Origin of the sequence: Phocaeicola sp. GP0067, assembly GCF_031119655.1 — a bacterium.
GTDB lineage: Bacteria > Bacteroidota > Bacteroidia > Bacteroidales > Bacteroidaceae > Phocaeicola > Phocaeicola vulgatus.
Genome location: NZ_JAVHZY010000021.1, coordinates 26158 through 42791 on the forward strand (window position 1 = coordinate 26158; position 16634 = coordinate 42791).

A 16634-nucleotide genomic window follows, 5' to 3' on the forward strand; every position below is an offset into this window, starting at 1 on the left:
TTGTAGGGGCGGAGCTGCGTGTCCGCCCCCACAATTATCCTCTGCGTTTCAAGAAATCCGTAGGACTTTCTCCGAAATATTCCTTGTAACACTTGGTAAAATAAGAAGGAGATGTAAAACCTACCTCATACGTTATCTCGGATATGGTTTTCTCAGAAGAAGCCAACAAAGAAGCAGCTTTCTTTAATCTGGCAATACGCACCAGTTCATTGGGAGAATAATTGGTAAGTGACTTAATCTTACGATAAAGCTGCACCCTGCTTAATCCCATCTTACTGCCTAATTCTTCCACACTTAACTCAGAATCTGTCAAATTTGCTTCTATCAGCTCTCTGAAGCGCTCCACAAATCCTTTATCCACCTCGCTTACAGACTCTTTAGACAAAGTAATCTTATCTCCGAAAAACTGTTTCAACCGCTTATGGTTATCAATCAGATTCCGAAGACGCACCAATAACAATTTGGAATTAAAAGGTTTGGAAATATAAGAATCCGCTCCACATTCAAACCCCTGTATCCGCTGTTCATCCAAAGAACAGGCAGTAAGCAACATCACCGGAATATGAGAAGTCTGTAATTCCATTTTCAGCTTCCTGCAACATTCCAATCCGTCCATCACCGGCATCATCACATCACAGATAATGGCATCAGGCACATATTTCATAGCTTTCTTTAATCCGGCATGTCCGTCGGCAGCCTCTATCACCGTATATTCCTCTTTCAATAATGATTTCACATAGCCACGTACATCCGCATTATCGTCAATTATCAAGATGCATTCCTTATTCTCATCCGGAAGCCGTTCTTCTGTTTCCGTCTCCTCCAATTCCTCCACCACCGTCGGCTGTGTAGTGTGCGGTTCCTGTATCCGATCTACAGACTGCCCCTCCACTATCTCCATAGGAATATCCACCGTAAACACTGTTCCTTTTCCTTCCACACTGTCCACCGTTATCACCCCGCCGTGCAACTCGACAAAAGCCTTTGCCAAAGCAAGACCAATACCTGAGCCCGCATGGTTCACATCCATCTGATAAAAGCGGTCGAAAATATGCCGGATGTGCCGGACAGAGATTCCCGAACCGGTATCAGCAACTACCAGACGGACATATCTTCTATTTTCCTCCTTTATTAAAGTAGAAAGTGTGACAGTGATAGTTCCATTCTCCGGGGTAAACTTAAACGCATTGGACAATAAATTAAAATAGACACGTTCCATCTTTTCGGCATCCAACGCCATCAGACAGTCTGTCCGGTCATCGTCCACGTCCAGAACAAAATGGATATGCTTTCTCAAAGCCAATGTTTGAAATGCATGGCTCCATTCCTGTAATTGCGCACGCAGGTCCATATTGGTTCTCACCAACTCCAGTTTACCATTTTCATACTTACGGAAATCAAGAATCTGGTTGACCAGCCTCAACAGAATATTCACATTCTTATGTACCACTTTCAATAAGGATCGTTGCTTAGAGGTCAAGTCTTTATCCTCTAAAAGCTGTTCCACCGGATCGGCAACCAAAGTAAGCGGAGTACGGAAATCATGAGAAACATTCGTAAAGAAGACCAGCTTGGCATGAGTCGCCTCTTCCAACTGCTTGGAGAGGCTGATCAGTTGGTCGCGTTGTTCCTCCAATTGTTTCTTTTGACGGGATAACTCCATGTTCATCCGGTTCTTTGTCCAATACGCACGGACGATGATCGCCAATAAGGCAGCAAACAGTAACAGGATAATCAGACATGCATACAGAAACATGGTCTGGGCAGAGTATCTTGACCAATATTCGTCCACCTGATTATTCAGCCGTTCTATCTTTCCGTCCTGTTCGGCAATGTGGTCTGTCTGCAACTGCATGACACGGGCATTCGTTTTATCAACAAGGGCTGTTGATAACTTAGTATCCCGTTCATACGGACGCTTCTCCAAAATATCCATCGCCACCTGCATCACTTTATCTCCTCCGGTAGGGTAAATAAAAGTGGCATCCAACACCCCTTCCAGTACCTGCTCCACTCCATACCCCTTGCCAGGCAACGCATCAATACCGACAAACAACATTTCCTTTTCCAACTGTCGCTGTCTGGCCGACAAATAAGCCCCGACAGCCATGCGGTCATTTTGGGCAAAAACCAGATTTATACCCTTATTGTCTTGAAGTATGGAATCCATTTTCTCCCCAGCCACACTTTGCAGCCAGGCTCCGTCCACGCTGGCGGCAATTTCTATTCCAGGCTCTGCCTTCAAGGCATCCGCCAATCCTCTATGACGCTCCATAGCCGGAGTGGAACCTTCCAGTCCCGTTATCTCCAAAATCTTCCCTTTTCCACCCAAACGGTTCACAATATATTGTCCCACATCTTTGCCAATCTCACAATTATCAGCGCCCACAAAAGCCGTATAACGGTCCGACAAAATCTTACGGTCAATTACCACAACAGGTATTCCCAGCCCGTATGCCTTCTCCACAACAGGAGTGACAGCCGCCGCCTCATTCGGAGCGACAATCAATAAATCAACTTTCCTGTCAATAAAATAGTTGATATCTTCTATCTGATTCCGGTTATTATCTTTCGCGGTACGGATCTCCACCTCCACCCCATCATAAAACAAGGCTTCACGTACAATTTCATGATTCATTTTATGCCGCCATTCGTCATCACTACATTGTGAAACACCAATGTAATAGCGCGTATGTTTCTGACTGCACGATGTCAGAATTCCCATAAGGCATAAAATCAAAAACAAAAGATGTTTTTTCATGTTCCTCAAGGTATTTATAGATAACAAAGATAAAAGGTAACCGCTAATAAAACAAACATCTGCAAGAGAAAGTAAAAAAAAGAACATCGCGAAGAACCTGATTACATCTACTTTGTATTTACAGGTTCTTCGCGATACAGCCTCAGAGAATATGATTTCCAATCCAATTTGAATGAGTATCCGCAATCATTAAAATTTAAATCAACTCATTCTTTAAACGAGCCGGCAACTCAGGCATAGCCCCGTTTTGCGTACATACGTATGCAGAAACCTCAACAGCCAGTTTATGCGCCTCGGCAACCGGCTTTCCCTTCAAAATAGCAGCTACAAAAGTCGCCGTGAACGAATCGCCCGCACCTACCGTATCGGCCACCTCCACCTTCGGAGTCTCTACAAATGAAATCTCACCCGGAGTAAAGACATAACTGCCATTGACACCACACGTTAAAATCAACATCTTCAGATTATATTTCGCCAACAGAATCCAGCATTTATCCTGCAAGTCTATGCCGGGATAACCGAACATACGGCTCACAGTGACCAACTCCTCGTCATTAATCTTTAAAATATTACATTTTTTCATCGAGTTGCAAAGAATCTCCTTCGTATAGAAACCTTGGCGCAAATTCACATCGAAAATTTTACATTGTCCTTCTCCTTCGGGCATCACATCCAGAAAACGATTGATTGTTTCCCTTGAAACCACACTACGCTGTGCCAACGAGCCGAAGCATACGGAACGGGTATTCTTTGCCAACTCTTCCAAAGCAGGTGTAAAAGGTATATTATCCCAAGCCACCCCTTCTTTTATATCATACATAGGTACCCCATTAGGGTCCAGTTCCACCTGTACGGTTCCTGTGGGATAAGGCACTTTCTCTATCTGATACTTCAAGTTCTTGCCATCAAAATTCTCAAGTATCTCATTACCCAGCTTGTCATCGCCAATCGCACTGACCACCCGGCTGTCAAAACCGAATTGTGACACATGATAAGCGAAGTTTGCCGGAGCACCACCAATTTTCTTTCCTTCGGGCAGCACATCCCATAGTGCCTCACCCATTCCTACGATGATTTGATTCATGATATTATTTACTGTTTACAATTAAAATCATTTCTTTATTTTCAAGGTATACATCAACAAATAGATAACTCCGACAGTCATCACCGCCACAGCGCCACTCTGCCCCATGGCATCACTGGCAACTCCCATGGCCAACGGAAATACCGTACCGCCGAACAGCCCCATAATCATCAATCCGGAAACTTCATTTTTCTTTTCGGGCATGGCAAACAATGCCTGCGAGAATATAATAGAGAACACATTGGAGTTACCGAAACCAATCATGGCAATGCAAATATAAATAATTGTTTCCGAATGGAATATAAATAATCCCACCATTGCCAGCAACATGAACACGACACTGAGAGCAAAGAAAGACTTTGCAGAAGCCTTTTGCAAGATAAAGGCTCCGAGGAAGCAACCCACCGTACGGAAAATAAAATAAAGACTTGTTGCAAAACCGGCCTCAGCCAATGTCATATCCAAACGCTCCATCAAGATTTTAGGAGCCGTTGTATTCGTACCGACATCAATACCGACATGGCACATGATCCCAATGAAAGACAAGAGAATAAACGGTTTTCCCAACAAGGAAAAGCACGCTTTGAAGCCGGACGCTTTATCGGGTTTCTCTTCCTCAATAGGAGTCAGCCCCAACAACACGATGGCAAAAACGGCTATCACCATATAAACAGGAAATAATACCCGCCAGCCAAGCCCGAAAGTAGGAATAGCCTGCATCGCTCCCCACATGGCAATGTAAGGGGCAAGAAAGGAAGCAATAGCTTTTACAAACTGACCGAAAGTCAATGTACTTGCCAACTTTTCCCCCGCAATAATATTACTCAGCAACGGATTCAAAGAGGTTTGCATCAATGCATTACCGATACCCAGTAAAGAGAAAGAAATCAACATAAGCGTATAGCCGTCGCCGAATATAGGGAGCAGCAAAGAGGCAAAAGTGACAATCAGACTCAGAAGAACTGTCTTCTTACGCCCTATCTTATTCATCAGAATACCTGTAGGTACGGAGAAAATCAGGAACCAGAAGAAGACCAAGGAAGGAAATATATTGGCTTGAGAGTCTGTCAGATCCAGATCCGCTTTTACATAATTCGATGCAATCCCCACCAGGTCTACAAATCCCATGGCGAAGAAACACAGCATCACCGGAATTAATTTGGCATACAGATTTTTATTGCTATTCATGGCTTTATACTTAGTTTACAAACCTAACTTATATATTGTGAAATTTGAAATCTTCATCTCTCCTCCTTTACTATAAAAACGCAAAGAGTTATAAGGTTCATTCGGGAATACCAGATTAGTCATGGCAACGCGGCCACCGTCAACAAACAACTCCACACTTCCATTATCCACAAAAACTTGAATTTTATGTGCCTTCGCGGTGTTTATCGGAGCCCAAGTCCCCAAAGCAAAATCATTTTTATAATTCACCGTAACCTCTTTATAACGAGCATAACTTTCTTCAGTATCCAAATCATGCGGTTTTACCTTCTTGCCAAAATCTACAATACCACTTTCCGCACGGTCCATTACCACACGTCCCTCCGAAGCGTCCAAATAAATCTTCACCTTCTCACCCAAACTGTTCAGCAATTCAAAACCAGCCTCTTTACCAGCCGACACCAGTTGCAATTCCAGTTCAAAAGCGCCGTCGTTATTTTCAAAAAGTGTTTCTAAACGCTTCTCGCCATTTACTGTAAAATCATCCAGCTTTTTAGAATCTTTCCGCAAGTGCTCCGTTTCCTTTACCGGTGCGGCACTCAGATAAAGCTGTTTGTCTTCTCCCGTATACAGACTCAGCTCACGCGGCAAAGCATTGGCACTGCGGAACTGTTGTATAGGAGTATAGTTAGCATACTGCCAGTTGCTCATCCAAGGTACGGCAATGACACGGTCGCCGGTATTCGAGAAACAAACAGTGGCATAATGGTCTTTTCCCCAGTCGAGCCATTTCACCACCTCGGGTTTCGTATCACATACAAACTGATGCCCGTCAAAGTCTCCTGTAAAATACATCGTACCGCTGCCTCCATAGACAAATCCCGGATTGATATTGACAATCATCACCCATTTCATCCTGGTCCGGTCACCATCTACAGGCAGTTGGATGAAATCCGGACATTCGAACTGATTGGGCTGAGGACCAAATCCTTCTCCAAACTCACTCATGTATTCCCATTGCTTCAAGTTGGCAGATGAATAAAAACGCATATTCTTGTCCGCACTGACAATCATAATCCATTTCTGTTCGGGTTCATACCAAAAGACCTTCGGGTCACGGAAATTCTGTAGTCCGTCAAACGGAGTAAGAACCGGATTCTGTTCATACTTCGTATAAGTACGCCCGTTGTCCGTACTGTATGCCATACTTTGCACCTGGCTCTGCCCACCGGGTATATTACGGTGCGAAGTATAAAAAGCGACAATTGTATTTTCACCGTAGCCTGCGCTGTTATGTTTATCCACAATGGCACTTCCCGAAAAGATATGCCCCAATGTATCACGGGCAATCGCCGGGTCAAGATGCTCCCAATGAACCAAATCCTTGCTCACGGAATGTCCCCAGTGCATATTTCCCCATACGGAGCCGTATGGATTATATTGAAAATAAAGGTGATATTCACCGTCTTTATAAACCAGTCCGTTGGCATCATTCATCCAGCCATAAAGCGGAGTGTGATGATAAACCGGACGGAACTTATCCCTGTTTGCCGTATCAAATGTATCCGAAACCCGGATGCTGTCCCAACACAGCGCATCTGCCGCCACCTTCTTTATAATGACAGTAGCTTCCTCACTTCCCTGAGGCAAGGCAAACGGAACATAATATTCAACGCTGTCTGTAGCCAGACGCACATCCATATCGGTATCTGCGGGGCTCCCAGTATCCAGCCTTACCAGTCCTTCCTTGCTGCTCTCCTGAATCGGAAGCAACAAATATTTAGCGGGACGGACAATATGTACGATTGTCACCGTATCTCCCTGATGTTCGAAAACCAGGTCATTTTTTTGTGACTGACAAGAAACAGCGCCTCCTGTAAAGGCTAAACCTAATGCAAGGTTAACAAGATTTGTTTTCATGAAGTATAGGATATTAAAAGTTTTGTTTGATTGTTTTTCGTTATCGGCAAAGTTAACGGAAACCTGCCTTACCGGCTGAAACATTTGTTTCATTCTTATGTATAAATGTTACTTTTCCACCATAAAGAAGAATTAAATCCCTCTTGAATCAGAATGTTATTTTCGCCGCAAATTCTACGGTGAACGGACGGATATAGCTGCCTGCCATCCATGCGCCGTTATATGCCGCCGCATTCTCCTTATCTACCAGCTCGGCTCCCGAAATACTTCCTTTCGCCCCGGTCTGGTTCAAGAAGTTTATCACAGTTCCGCTTAAGGACAGATGTTTGTTCACATTCCAGTTTATTCCACCGAATGTTTCCCAACGGCCGTTGAAATAATAAGCATTTTTAATATTTGCATACGTCTTGCTGAAGTAACGGAAACTGGCCCATACCTTCAAGTCTTTGGTAATGTTGTAACTAGGGTCCAGCTCAATCAGCACCTTCGGAATTTCGGTAACGATATTGCCGGTGGCATTGATACCCGATGTTGTCCCGTCACTAAAGGTCACTCCCGTTTCATACTTCTTATACTTCGGGCTTTGGTAAGTGAACAGGAAGTGGAAATCAAATCCTTTGAAAGGTTTCACCACCGCATCCGTCGTCCACCCTATTGTTTCAATATCATAACTCAATGCAGCCGCCTTAATATCCTTATCATTATTCGGATTAATCAGATTCAAGGTAGAGTTGTTGTTAGTCTTGGCAATGTAACTGAACAGTGAGGTCAGACTAATCCAGTCATTATTGAAATAAATACCCGCACGCCCCAACGGAATCGTAATCTTATCTACATTCGGCATCTCGGCAGGAGCAAAGTTCGACATATTCGGCCGCTGGGTATTGTAGGTGAAATCGGCGGTAAAGCCAAACTGCTTTGTCATTTTATAAGTGGCGGCAGCCGTGAAAGCCATGTTCAGCCAGTTGTAACTGAAATAACGGGGAGCTATCTTCGTACCATCGGCTGCAACTGCCCCGATATGATAACCGGCAAAGCGGCCTACCGGATTGCCTTCGGCATTATATACCGCCAGGTTCTTTCCTGCCAGACGCTGGTACTCGAAGCGTGCGCCATAATACACATTCCATTTATCGGTGATGTCCCAGTCGTGAGTAGCATAAAGAGCCAGTTTGTTTTCATGTCCTTTGTAATATTCGGAAGCATTCTGGTTCAGATTATAATAAGGAGTGTTTCCGTAATGATGAATATCCTTCGTATCGGCGCTGTACAACATTTGGGGATATTCTTCCACCGTATGGTCATACATGGTAGTGTTCGAAGCATAGTCCACATCATAATACCATTCGTTCACCCCCACACGCCAAGTCATATCATCATACTTCCGCGACAACTCGGTGGTAAAGAAGAACTCATCTATATTCCCCCGGTTGAAACAGGACATGCGGCTCTGTACATATCCCTCATAAGGATTCAATGTTCCATCCAGTCCTTTGGTGCTATAGCCGTCGGCTCCTACTTTCTGCTCCATAGACATCGGAGTCTGGTACAGATAGGAACCCAAAGCATGGTCATACTTCATATTGATTTTCCACTCCAACCCGTTATCCCACCGGTAACGGTTCAGAACCGTCAACTGATTTCCTTTACTGGCCGTAGCATCATACAGACTGATCTTTTTCATCTCGCCGGTACGCATGTCCATATAAACCATATCCGATACATTGGGCAGATAAGAAGAAGTCCCCAGTCCGAAACCGGGAATTTCCTTCACACTCCCATCGCCTACATAAATAAATGGTGCACCGGTGGTAGCATTGGACAACCAATGGCTGTTGCTGTAATGGTAGATGGCAGAGAGCTGTCCACGTCCTTCATTGTAGAACTTGGTCAAGGCAAACTTATAGATCTGAGTCCGGTCCTGATATTGCGCAAAACGCAGTTTGAACGAACCCGGATCAAAATTCTGATAGATGCTGCCGCTGTAAAACCAATCTTTTCCGATGCTTCCATTCAGATTGAAGTCAAATTGCTGTTTACCGAAATGATTGGTGCCGTAGTTCAGCACACCATTCATTTTCTTCTCTTTATCCAAGCCGAGTTCCGTAAACGAATTGACAGCATAACCTATATTACCGGTAGTAATCGCTGTTTCGGAAATCTTCAGCAATCCGGTATGTCCCAAGCTGCTGTCTCCGCGCCAATGCGTGTTTACATTATGAGGATTCGAATTATATACCACAGGCAGACCATTTTCGAGTACATTCACATCACCACCGGGCAGACCGATAGAGATTTCACGAGGACCATTGGCACTAGCCGCATTCAACATGACATTGCGATTGCCTTCCTCTTTCGAATCAGAGGACACTTTGGTAGAATCTTGTTGTGCATAACCATTCAAGCAAGCGGCGGCAAGTAAAATAATGACCGCGCCCATCCGGTTCTTTTGCTGATTTTTGTTCATAGCATTAAATGTTTTTAGAAGTTTTTCTGAGGCAAAGGTAGGGGACAGCCGGCAACCTCTATAAAACATTTGTTACAGCTGCCGGCATTTTTGTTTCATTGCAACAAAAGTGACGGATTATGTAACATTTCTCGTGAACCATACGCCTTTTCACCTCTAAAAACAAATTCATGCCAATTTTCCTTCAGCCTTCAGTTTGGGCTGTTTTTCCCCATTCCATCGAAGAAAACACCTGAAGGATAATCCTTCAGCCTACTGTCAGCCCGCCTCCTCTTTTTCTATCCGAAGTATGCCGGTAATCAGCATAAAACACTTACCTTTACAGCACACCAACTGAAAAGAAAGACACCACAATGAAAGGAAAACCCCTCAAACCTTCAAGGGAAACATCTAATTTGCCCGTACAAGCTCTTTTCTCCTATGAATTAATAGGTTTTTCCAGTATGATTAAGTACTTTTGTCCTGAATACTAAGACAGACTCCGATGGCAGACTGTACAATCCACTATAGCAGACCGTACAGTCCACTACAGTAAACCGTACGGTCCATTGCCTGCGTCTATAGAAGTTAATAGAAAGAATCCCCTTAGCGTTCAGCAAGAAACGACTTAATCTCCCTATTAAAAAGCATTAAACATGGCAGCAAAGTATGATTTCAAAACCTCCCCCGACATACAGGGAGAGAAGGAACAGCCCACCCTGTATCCGCAAATTGTAGTATCGGGCACAAAAAACCTGAAAGACCTGGCTAAAGACATCGCCCGGCGTTCTACCGTCCACGAAGGGACCGTCGTCGGTCTGTTATGTGACCTGGAAAGCATTATCGCCAATTACCTGGCAGACGGTTATAACGTAAAACTGGGAGAACTGGGCACATTCTCGGCCACACTGACTTGCCGCAAGGTAACGGACAAAAGCGAGATACGCGCCGCATCGGTACATTTTGACAACATAAAGTTCAAACCCACCCGGAAATTCCGTAAGGAGGTACGAAGCAAAGGAAAGCTGGAACGGGCGGAATATGGTTTCCGGACCTCCTCCACCCGATATTCAGCAGAAGAACGCTTTGTACGGCTGACAAATTATCTGAAAGAGCACTCCATTATCACTTGCAAGGAATATTGTGCCTTGACAGGGTTGCTGAAAACAAAAGCCGGCAGCGAACTACGCCAATGGAGCAGCGAAAAGAAAATAGAAAGAAACGGACGCGCCCCGCACGTGATATACAGGGCGATGCCGGAAGGCTGAAAAGGTATCCTTTCACCTGCTTCCCCCCTCTCCCGGAACCTTTATTCTTTCCGGGTGCGGCTGGTGGCTATGAGATACGCCCCCAGCAGAATCAGCGGCACACTGAGCCACTGCCCTATGTTAAAAGTCATATCCGCCTCTTCGGCAACCTGCGGATTCTTCATAAACTCCAGAGCAAAGCGAGTGCCAAAGAATATAAGCAAGCTTACTCCGGTTATTAATCCCACCCTCTTTTGTAAATGGTATGTATGGTACATCACCCAGGCAGTTACACCGGCAACCAGGCAATACAGCATTTCATAAATCTGAGTAGGATGGCAAGGCAAACCTTCATACAGCTGATGCCACTCCCGGGAACGGACAAATTCAAATCCCCAAGGCAACGTGGTGGGATATCCGAATATCTCGGAATTCATTAAATTACCAAAACGGATACAGAAGCAGACAATCGCCACAGCAGGTATCATGCGGTCAAACAACCACCACACACTTTTCCGGGTTACTTTTTTCGAGTACCACATCAGAGCCAGAATGATGGCGAACACCCCTCCGTGACTTGCCAGCCCGCCTTTCCAAATCTTGAATATTTCAACAGGATGGGCGCCATAATAGTCCCATTCATAAAACAGACAGTGCCCCAGACGGGCGCCAATGACCGTACTGACTATGCAATAGACAAAAAGCTTGTCCACCCACTCTTCCGGATACTTCTCTTTTTTGAATAAACGGCTTACCATTTCATAAGCCAATATGAAACCAAGGCCCCACATCAGCCCATACCAACGCACTTCCCAACTACCTACTTTAAATAAGATAGGATCCACATCCCATACAATACTTGCTATCATTGTTCTATTTCTTTGTTTATGAACACAAAGGAAATAAAAAAATCTCTTCTCCGGAATAAAACAGAGAAGAGATTTTCAGAATATCGTTCTTTTTGAGGAAACCTCTTTATACCAAATGGGCAATCAGTTCCTCACGGTCGCCGCACAGCAGATCAATTACAGGAACTTCGATCATGGTATAACATCCGGGCTGCTGTTTCATGGAGGCGCGTGCCACGCAAACCAGCACCTGCGCGGTAAGAGCCGGATTATTAATCTTCATGTCAAACTCGAACAACTGATTGTGAGTCTTGCCCGATACCCCTTTGCGAACCAGGTTAACGCCATGACCCACGTCGTTCAAATCGTCCACACATGGAACTTGTTTTACATGTGTCTCGTCATTTACAAAATAAGGATCCGACTTGATGGCGGCTTCCACAGTCTTGAAGTCCGCACCTTCCTCCAGTTCCACATACACCATACGGCGATGGATACCGGTTCCCACAGGAATAGTCATGGACAAAGCATCCTTCACTCCATCAATGGCACGGACTGCTACGGAATGCCCCATGCTGCGTCCCGGACCGAAATTGGTATAAGTAATGCCCTTCGGAGCGATGGCTTCCAGCAGTGTACGGACTACAGAATCGCTTCCCGGATCCCATCCGGCAGAAATAATAGCGACAGCCTTACCGGCCTTTGCCGACTCATCCAATGAACGGCGGAGAGAAGTGATTTGCGTATGAATGTCGAAACTATCTACCGTATTGATACCCATTGCCAGAATCTCTTTCGCATATTCTTCCACGCTACGGGTCGGAGTAGCCAGCACAGCCACATCCACATCTTTCAATTCCTTTATATCTTTCACCACAGCGTATGCTTCCAACTCGGCAGGCTTGTTTTCCGCACCGCTACGACGGACGATACCTGCAATCTCAAAATCGGGAGCAGCTTCCAAAGCCTCCACTACATACTGACCAATGTTACCGTATCCAACCACGGCCGCTCTTATTTTTTTCATCTTTTATTGGGTTTAGTTTACTATTATCTGTTAATTCGCTGCAAAAATAAACATTTTGCCTCGTTTTTTTGTTCACTACGACCTAATAATTTAAAAATATTCTTGCCGAACTTATAATTTAAAAGATAGATGTCCTATTTTTGCAAAGAACTGTAAATTTTCAAATGAAACAACCATGATAGAATATATTAAAGGAGACATTGCGGAGATTACTCCGGCAACGGTGGTTTTAGATTGTAACGGGATGGGGTATGGCATCAATATCTCATTGAATACGTATTCGGCCATTCAGAATCAGAGCAATACGAAATTATATATTTATGAAGCGATCCGGGAAGATGCCTACGTACTCTACGGATTCTCGACCAAACAGGAACGGGAGTTGTTTTTGTTACTGATTTCCGTATCGGGCATCGGCGGCAACACGGCACGTATGATTCTGTCGGCCTTATCCCCTTCCGAGCTGTGCGGAGTAATCAGTTCCGGTAATGACAAGTTATTGAAAACAGTAAAAGGCATCGGCCTGAAAACTGCCCAACGCATCATAGTGGACTTAAAGGACAAGATCGCCACTTCGGGCGTGGAAACGGTGAACAGTGAAATGTTTGCCAATCCGGGCAATACGGAAATTCATGACGAGGCTGTCGCCGCACTCACCATGCTGGGATTCGCACAAGCCGCATCACAAAAGGTAGTGGCTGCCATACTGAAAGAGGAGCCTGCCGCCCCGGTAGAGAAAGTGATCAAGCTGGCCCTGAAGCGATTGTAAGGGCTGTACATGAAACAAGGAACACGGACAATGCGGACTTTGGGGAGATTCTCTTCAAGATCCGCATTGTTTGTGTTCCCATCCACATCACTTCTCTTCCTCCTGTTCCTGCATTTTGCGGGTTACAAACTCTATTTTCAAGTTCGCTTCTTTCTTATCTTTACGGATTTGTTCCATGCCGGACAGGATGCGCGCCAACTCCGTCAATTCTGCAATTGCCTTACGGTCATTGGGTTGCATAGCTGTTTTATAAGTACGGTCTCCGATAAACTGAAGTTGGATATTCTTATCTTTGTTCGCTACAATAAAAGCGATAACGCCGCCGTCTTCCCCCATCTTGTAATCGGCCTTCTCGATTGCACGGCCCAAGTCAGTGGTTTCATAGCTGTCTTTCGAGGCGGGAGTTTCGGCAAAGGTACCCCCCACACTCACCTTCACCGCCGTGTGATGCAACGTGCCGCCAGCACAATAAATAGAGGTAAGGGACATTTCCCCCTGCTCGTTCACCTGTCCGCGCAAGAATGAACGGCCTATATTCTTTTCTACCGTCTGGGTGGGATAAAAATAGTTACCCACCTCCTGATATGCAGTATCTTTCTCAAGAACAAAATTACCCTTGACGGAATCCAGCTGAGCTTGTTTCACCACCATCATGCTATCCAGGTAAATCAGACTTTTCCGCTGTTCTTTCAAATCCACCTGCTGCATCAGCTTGACTCCCTGTTTTCTGGCTTCAAACGCTTTCGGATAAAGGATGCGGATACTGTCTATCTGCAATTTGGCCTCATTAAAGTTCTCTTTTTCCAAAGCCGCTTCGGCCTTACGCAAATTTTCTTGCGCTTTCTTCTCGCCGCCATCATCACAACCGGCCAGCAACAAGGCAAATAATGCTACTAATCCTATCTTTTTCATGTACTTGATCGTTTTATATGCAGGCAAAAATACAATTTAATTGCGTGATTTCTCCTTATCCTGCGCAAAAAATCGTAAATTTGCCCCTCTTTAAGATGAATATGGAACTAAAAGAACATTTTAATAATAAGATATTCAAGTTAATCTCCGAAACGGCAGACGAACTGGGATTGGAATGTTACGTTGTAGGAGGTTATGTACGAGATATATTTTTGGCACGTCCCTCGAAAGATATAGACGTTGTAGTAGTAGGAAGCGGAATTGAAATGGCACAGACCTTCGGCAAGAAGCTGGGACGCGGAGCACACGTTTCTGTTTTTAAGAATTTCGGCACGGCACAAGTTAAATACCATGACACGGAAGTGGAATTTGTCGGTGCCCGTAAAGAGTCGTACAGCCATGACAGCCGTAAGCCCGTAGTAGAGGACGGCACCCTGGAGGATGACCAAAACCGGCGCGATTTCACGATCAATGCCATGGCAGTGTGCCTGAACAAAGCACGTTTCGGTGAACTGGTAGATCCTTTTAACGGGCTGGACGATTTGAAAGAGAGAACTATCCGTACACCGCTGGACCCGGACATCACTTTCAGTGACGATCCGCTCCGCATGATGCGTTGTGTCCGGTTTGCCACACAACTGAACTTCTATATTGACGACACCACTTTCGAAGCACTGTCACGCAACAAGGAACGCATTCATATTATCTCCAAAGAGCGCATCGCCGACGAGTTGAACAAGATCCTGCTCGCCCCCATACCGTCCAAAGGCTTTATAGAACTAGACCGCTGCGGACTGCTGCCTTTGATTTTCCCCGAACTGGTGGCGCTGCAAGGAGTGGAAACCCGGAACGGGCGTGCCCATAAAGACAACTTCTATCATACCCTGGAAGTTGTGGACAATATTTCCAAACATACCGACAACCTATGGCTGCGTTGGGCTACGCTGTTGCATGATATAGGCAAGCCACGTACCAAACGCTGGGAGCCACGTATAGGATGGACTTTCCATAATCATAACTTTATCGGTGAGAAAATGGTTCCGGATCTCTTCCGCAAGATGAAACTGCCCATGAATGAGAAGATGAAATATGTCCAAAAGTTGGTCAGCCTGCACATGCGCCCCATTGTTATCGCAGATGATGTAGTAACCGATTCCGCCGTGCGACGTCTGCTTTTTGAAGCCGGAGATGATATTGACGACTTGATGCTGCTGTGCGAAGCGGACATCACTTCAAAAAATGAAGCACGAAAACAAAAATTCCTGGATAACTTCAAACTGGTACGCCAGAAGCTGAAAGACCTGGAAGAAAAAGACCGGATACGCAATTTCCAACCTCCGGTAGACGGAGAAGAAATTATGCGGATATTCGACCTGCAGCCCTGCCGTGAAATAGGCAGTCTGAAAAGTTCTATCAAGGATGCCATACTGGATGGAATCATCCCTAATGAACATGATGCCGCTTTAGAACACATGTTGAAGAAAGCAAAAAGCATGGGATTAACTCCCAAAAACTTATAAGAAATTGACCATACACTATACCAAAGGAGAAGAGTGGGCCAATACCCTGTCACATGGCGTTGGTATCCTAATAGGTATCGCCGGCGGCGGTTATCTGTTGCTTACTGCCATGAAAAGTGGCAATCCGTGGGCAACAGGCGGCATGTGGCTCTACCTATTCGGTATGCTGTCTTCCTATATCAGCTCCACCTGGTATCATGCCAGCAAACCATCTCCTCACCGCGAAGTGTTGCGCAAATTCGATCATGCTTCGATTTATCTGCATATCGCAGGCAGCTATTCCCCCATCATGCTGATAGCCTTGCGGGAAGCAGATTATTGGGGATGGGGAATTTTTAGTTTCGTATGGCTATGCGCCCTCGCCGGGATCATTCTATGTTTTTGTAACCTGAAAGAACATAGCAACCTAGAAACAATTTGCTATATAGCCATGGGATGCAGCATTTTTGTAGGTTTCAAGCCGCTCTGCCAACATGTGCCTCCCGCTTTTATTTATTGGTTAATCGGCGAAGGAGTGTCTTACATCACCGGAGCTGTCTTTTATTCCTTCCCCAAATTGCCCTATATGCACTCTGTTTTCCATCTGTTCGTATTAGGAGGAACGGTCTGTCACATGATGGCATTGTGGTACATTTTATAACCTTCCCATCTTCAATAAGTTATCCGTTTTGGGAAACTTTTATTCATTTTTTAAACAGAAAGTTTCCCAAAATGTTATACCTTTGCAGCTGTCCGACAAGGTGAAGTTAACCACTTCCAAGAGGGAATGCCGTGAAAATCAGCAACAGTACCCGCTGCTGTAATTCTCGTAGAGCTGAAACAATATGCCACTACAAAACCATTTGCGGGAAGGCGTTTTAAGGGAGAGATAAGTCAGAAAACCTGCCTGGAAGGACAGCCAAGTTTTTTAAATTAACAATTAATTTTTCAAAC

The 16634-nt window shown here is 45.0% G+C and carries 12 protein-coding genes and 1 riboswitch; of the genes, 4 read left to right on the plus strand and 8 right to left on the minus strand.

The features are described 5' to 3' along the window. Positions 1 to 34: 34 nt before the first annotated feature. The 5 genes from RE317_RS15090 to RE317_RS15110 form a co-directional block, all read right to left on the minus strand. Positions 35 to 2761: a substrate-binding domain-containing protein gene (locus RE317_RS15090; protein ID WP_008667879.1), complete on the minus strand. Its 2727-nt coding sequence runs from the start codon at positions 2759 to 2761 to the stop codon at positions 35 to 37. A 196-nt stretch (positions 2762 to 2957) separates the two neighbouring features. Beyond that, positions 2958 to 3845, minus strand: coding sequence for a carbohydrate kinase (locus RE317_RS15095; protein WP_005838670.1), 888 nt, complete (start codon positions 3843 to 3845; stop codon positions 2958 to 2960). A 27-nt stretch (positions 3846 to 3872) separates the two neighbouring features. Next, positions 3873 to 5033 (minus strand): MFS transporter, encoded by a 1161-nt coding sequence (locus RE317_RS15100; protein WP_008667877.1) that lies wholly within the window; start codon positions 5031 to 5033, stop codon positions 3873 to 3875. Positions 5034 to 5048: 15 nt separating this feature from the next. Further along, on the minus strand, positions 5049 to 6932 hold the full coding sequence (locus tag RE317_RS15105) for a DUF4980 domain-containing protein (RefSeq protein ID WP_032939365.1): 1884 nt from the start codon (positions 6930 to 6932) through the stop codon (positions 5049 to 5051). Between the two features lie 148 nt (positions 6933 to 7080). Beyond that, positions 7081 to 9399, minus strand: coding sequence for a TonB-dependent receptor (locus RE317_RS15110; protein ID WP_005838677.1), 2319 nt, complete (start codon positions 9397 to 9399; stop codon positions 7081 to 7083). 635 nt (positions 9400 to 10034) lie between these two features. Between RE317_RS15110 and RE317_RS15115 the strand changes: the two genes are divergently transcribed. Continuing rightward, the gene (locus RE317_RS15115; RefSeq protein ID WP_008667872.1) at positions 10035 to 10646 is read left to right on the plus strand and encodes an HU family DNA-binding protein; all 612 of its coding nucleotides are present in this window, start codon (positions 10035 to 10037) and stop codon (positions 10644 to 10646) included. A gap of 41 nt (positions 10647 to 10687) precedes the next feature. On the opposite strand, the gene lgt is transcribed toward RE317_RS15115, so the two are convergent. Together lgt and RE317_RS15125 are read right to left on the minus strand one after the other, a co-directional pair. Beyond that, a complete protein-coding gene (lgt, locus tag RE317_RS15120) occupies positions 10688 to 11494 on the minus strand; it encodes a prolipoprotein diacylglyceryl transferase (protein WP_005838681.1) in 807 nt (268 codons plus the stop codon). Positions 11495 to 11600: 106 nt separating this feature from the next. Further along, positions 11601 to 12500, minus strand: coding sequence for a diaminopimelate dehydrogenase (locus tag RE317_RS15125; protein WP_005838684.1), 900 nt, complete (start codon positions 12498 to 12500; stop codon positions 11601 to 11603). A gap of 175 nt (positions 12501 to 12675) precedes the next feature. Between RE317_RS15125 and ruvA the strand changes: the two genes are divergently transcribed. Further along, positions 12676 to 13269, plus strand: coding sequence for a Holliday junction branch migration protein RuvA (ruvA, locus tag RE317_RS15130; RefSeq protein ID WP_005838686.1), 594 nt, complete (start codon positions 12676 to 12678; stop codon positions 13267 to 13269). 87 nt (positions 13270 to 13356) lie between these two features. Here the strand turns inward: ruvA and RE317_RS15135 are convergent, their stop codons facing one another. Further along, the gene (locus RE317_RS15135; protein WP_008667869.1) at positions 13357 to 14181 is read right to left on the minus strand and encodes a hypothetical protein; all 825 of its coding nucleotides are present in this window, start codon (positions 14179 to 14181) and stop codon (positions 13357 to 13359) included. Between the two features lie 17 nt (positions 14182 to 14198). Here RE317_RS15135 and RE317_RS15140 point away from each other — a divergent pair, with 17 nt between their 5' ends. Together RE317_RS15140 and RE317_RS15145 are read left to right on the plus strand one after the other, a co-directional pair. Next, positions 14199 to 15701: a CCA tRNA nucleotidyltransferase gene (locus RE317_RS15140; RefSeq protein WP_008667867.1), complete on the plus strand. Its 1503-nt coding sequence runs from the start codon at positions 14199 to 14201 to the stop codon at positions 15699 to 15701. Between the two features lie 4 nt (positions 15702 to 15705). Beyond that, positions 15706 to 16341: a hemolysin III family protein gene (locus RE317_RS15145; RefSeq protein WP_008667865.1), complete on the plus strand. Its 636-nt coding sequence runs from the start codon at positions 15706 to 15708 to the stop codon at positions 16339 to 16341. Positions 16342 to 16422: 81 nt separating this feature from the next. Then, a riboswitch (cobalamin riboswitch) is annotated at positions 16423 to 16606 on the plus strand. The last annotated feature ends 28 nt before the right edge of the window (positions 16607 to 16634 follow it).

What these genes read in the sequence shown, in the direction of transcription:
- RE317_RS15105 (WP_032939365.1), bottom strand. Translation starts at nt 6,932, where the DNA reads ATGAAAACAAATCTTGTTAACCTTGCATTAGGTTTAGCCTTTACAGGA.
- RE317_RS15140 (WP_008667867.1), top strand. Translation starts at nt 14,199, where the DNA reads ATGCAGGCAAAAATACAATTTAATTGCGTGATTTCTCCTTATCCTGCG.
- RE317_RS15095 (WP_005838670.1), bottom strand. Translation starts at nt 3,845, where the DNA reads ATGAATCAAATCATCGTAGGAATGGGTGAGGCACTATGGGATGTGCTG.
- RE317_RS15135 (WP_008667869.1), bottom strand. Translation starts at nt 14,181, where the DNA reads ATGAAAAAGATAGGATTAGTAGCATTATTTGCCTTGTTGCTGGCCGGT.
- RE317_RS15115 (WP_008667872.1), top strand. Translation starts at nt 10,035, where the DNA reads ATGGCAGCAAAGTATGATTTCAAAACCTCCCCCGACATACAGGGAGAG.
- RE317_RS15090 (WP_008667879.1), bottom strand. Translation starts at nt 2,761, where the DNA reads ATGAAAAAACATCTTTTGTTTTTGATTTTATGCCTTATGGGAATTCTG.
- lgt (WP_005838681.1), bottom strand. Translation starts at nt 11,494, where the DNA reads ATGATAGCAAGTATTGTATGGGATGTGGATCCTATCTTATTTAAAGTA.
- RE317_RS15110 (WP_005838677.1), bottom strand. Translation starts at nt 9,399, where the DNA reads ATGAACAAAAATCAGCAAAAGAACCGGATGGGCGCGGTCATTATTTTA.
- RE317_RS15125 (WP_005838684.1), bottom strand. Translation starts at nt 12,500, where the DNA reads ATGAAAAAAATAAGAGCGGCCGTGGTTGGATACGGTAACATTGGTCAG.
- RE317_RS15100 (WP_008667877.1), bottom strand. Translation starts at nt 5,033, where the DNA reads ATGAATAGCAATAAAAATCTGTATGCCAAATTAATTCCGGTGATGCTG.
- ruvA (WP_005838686.1), top strand. Translation starts at nt 12,676, where the DNA reads ATGATAGAATATATTAAAGGAGACATTGCGGAGATTACTCCGGCAACG.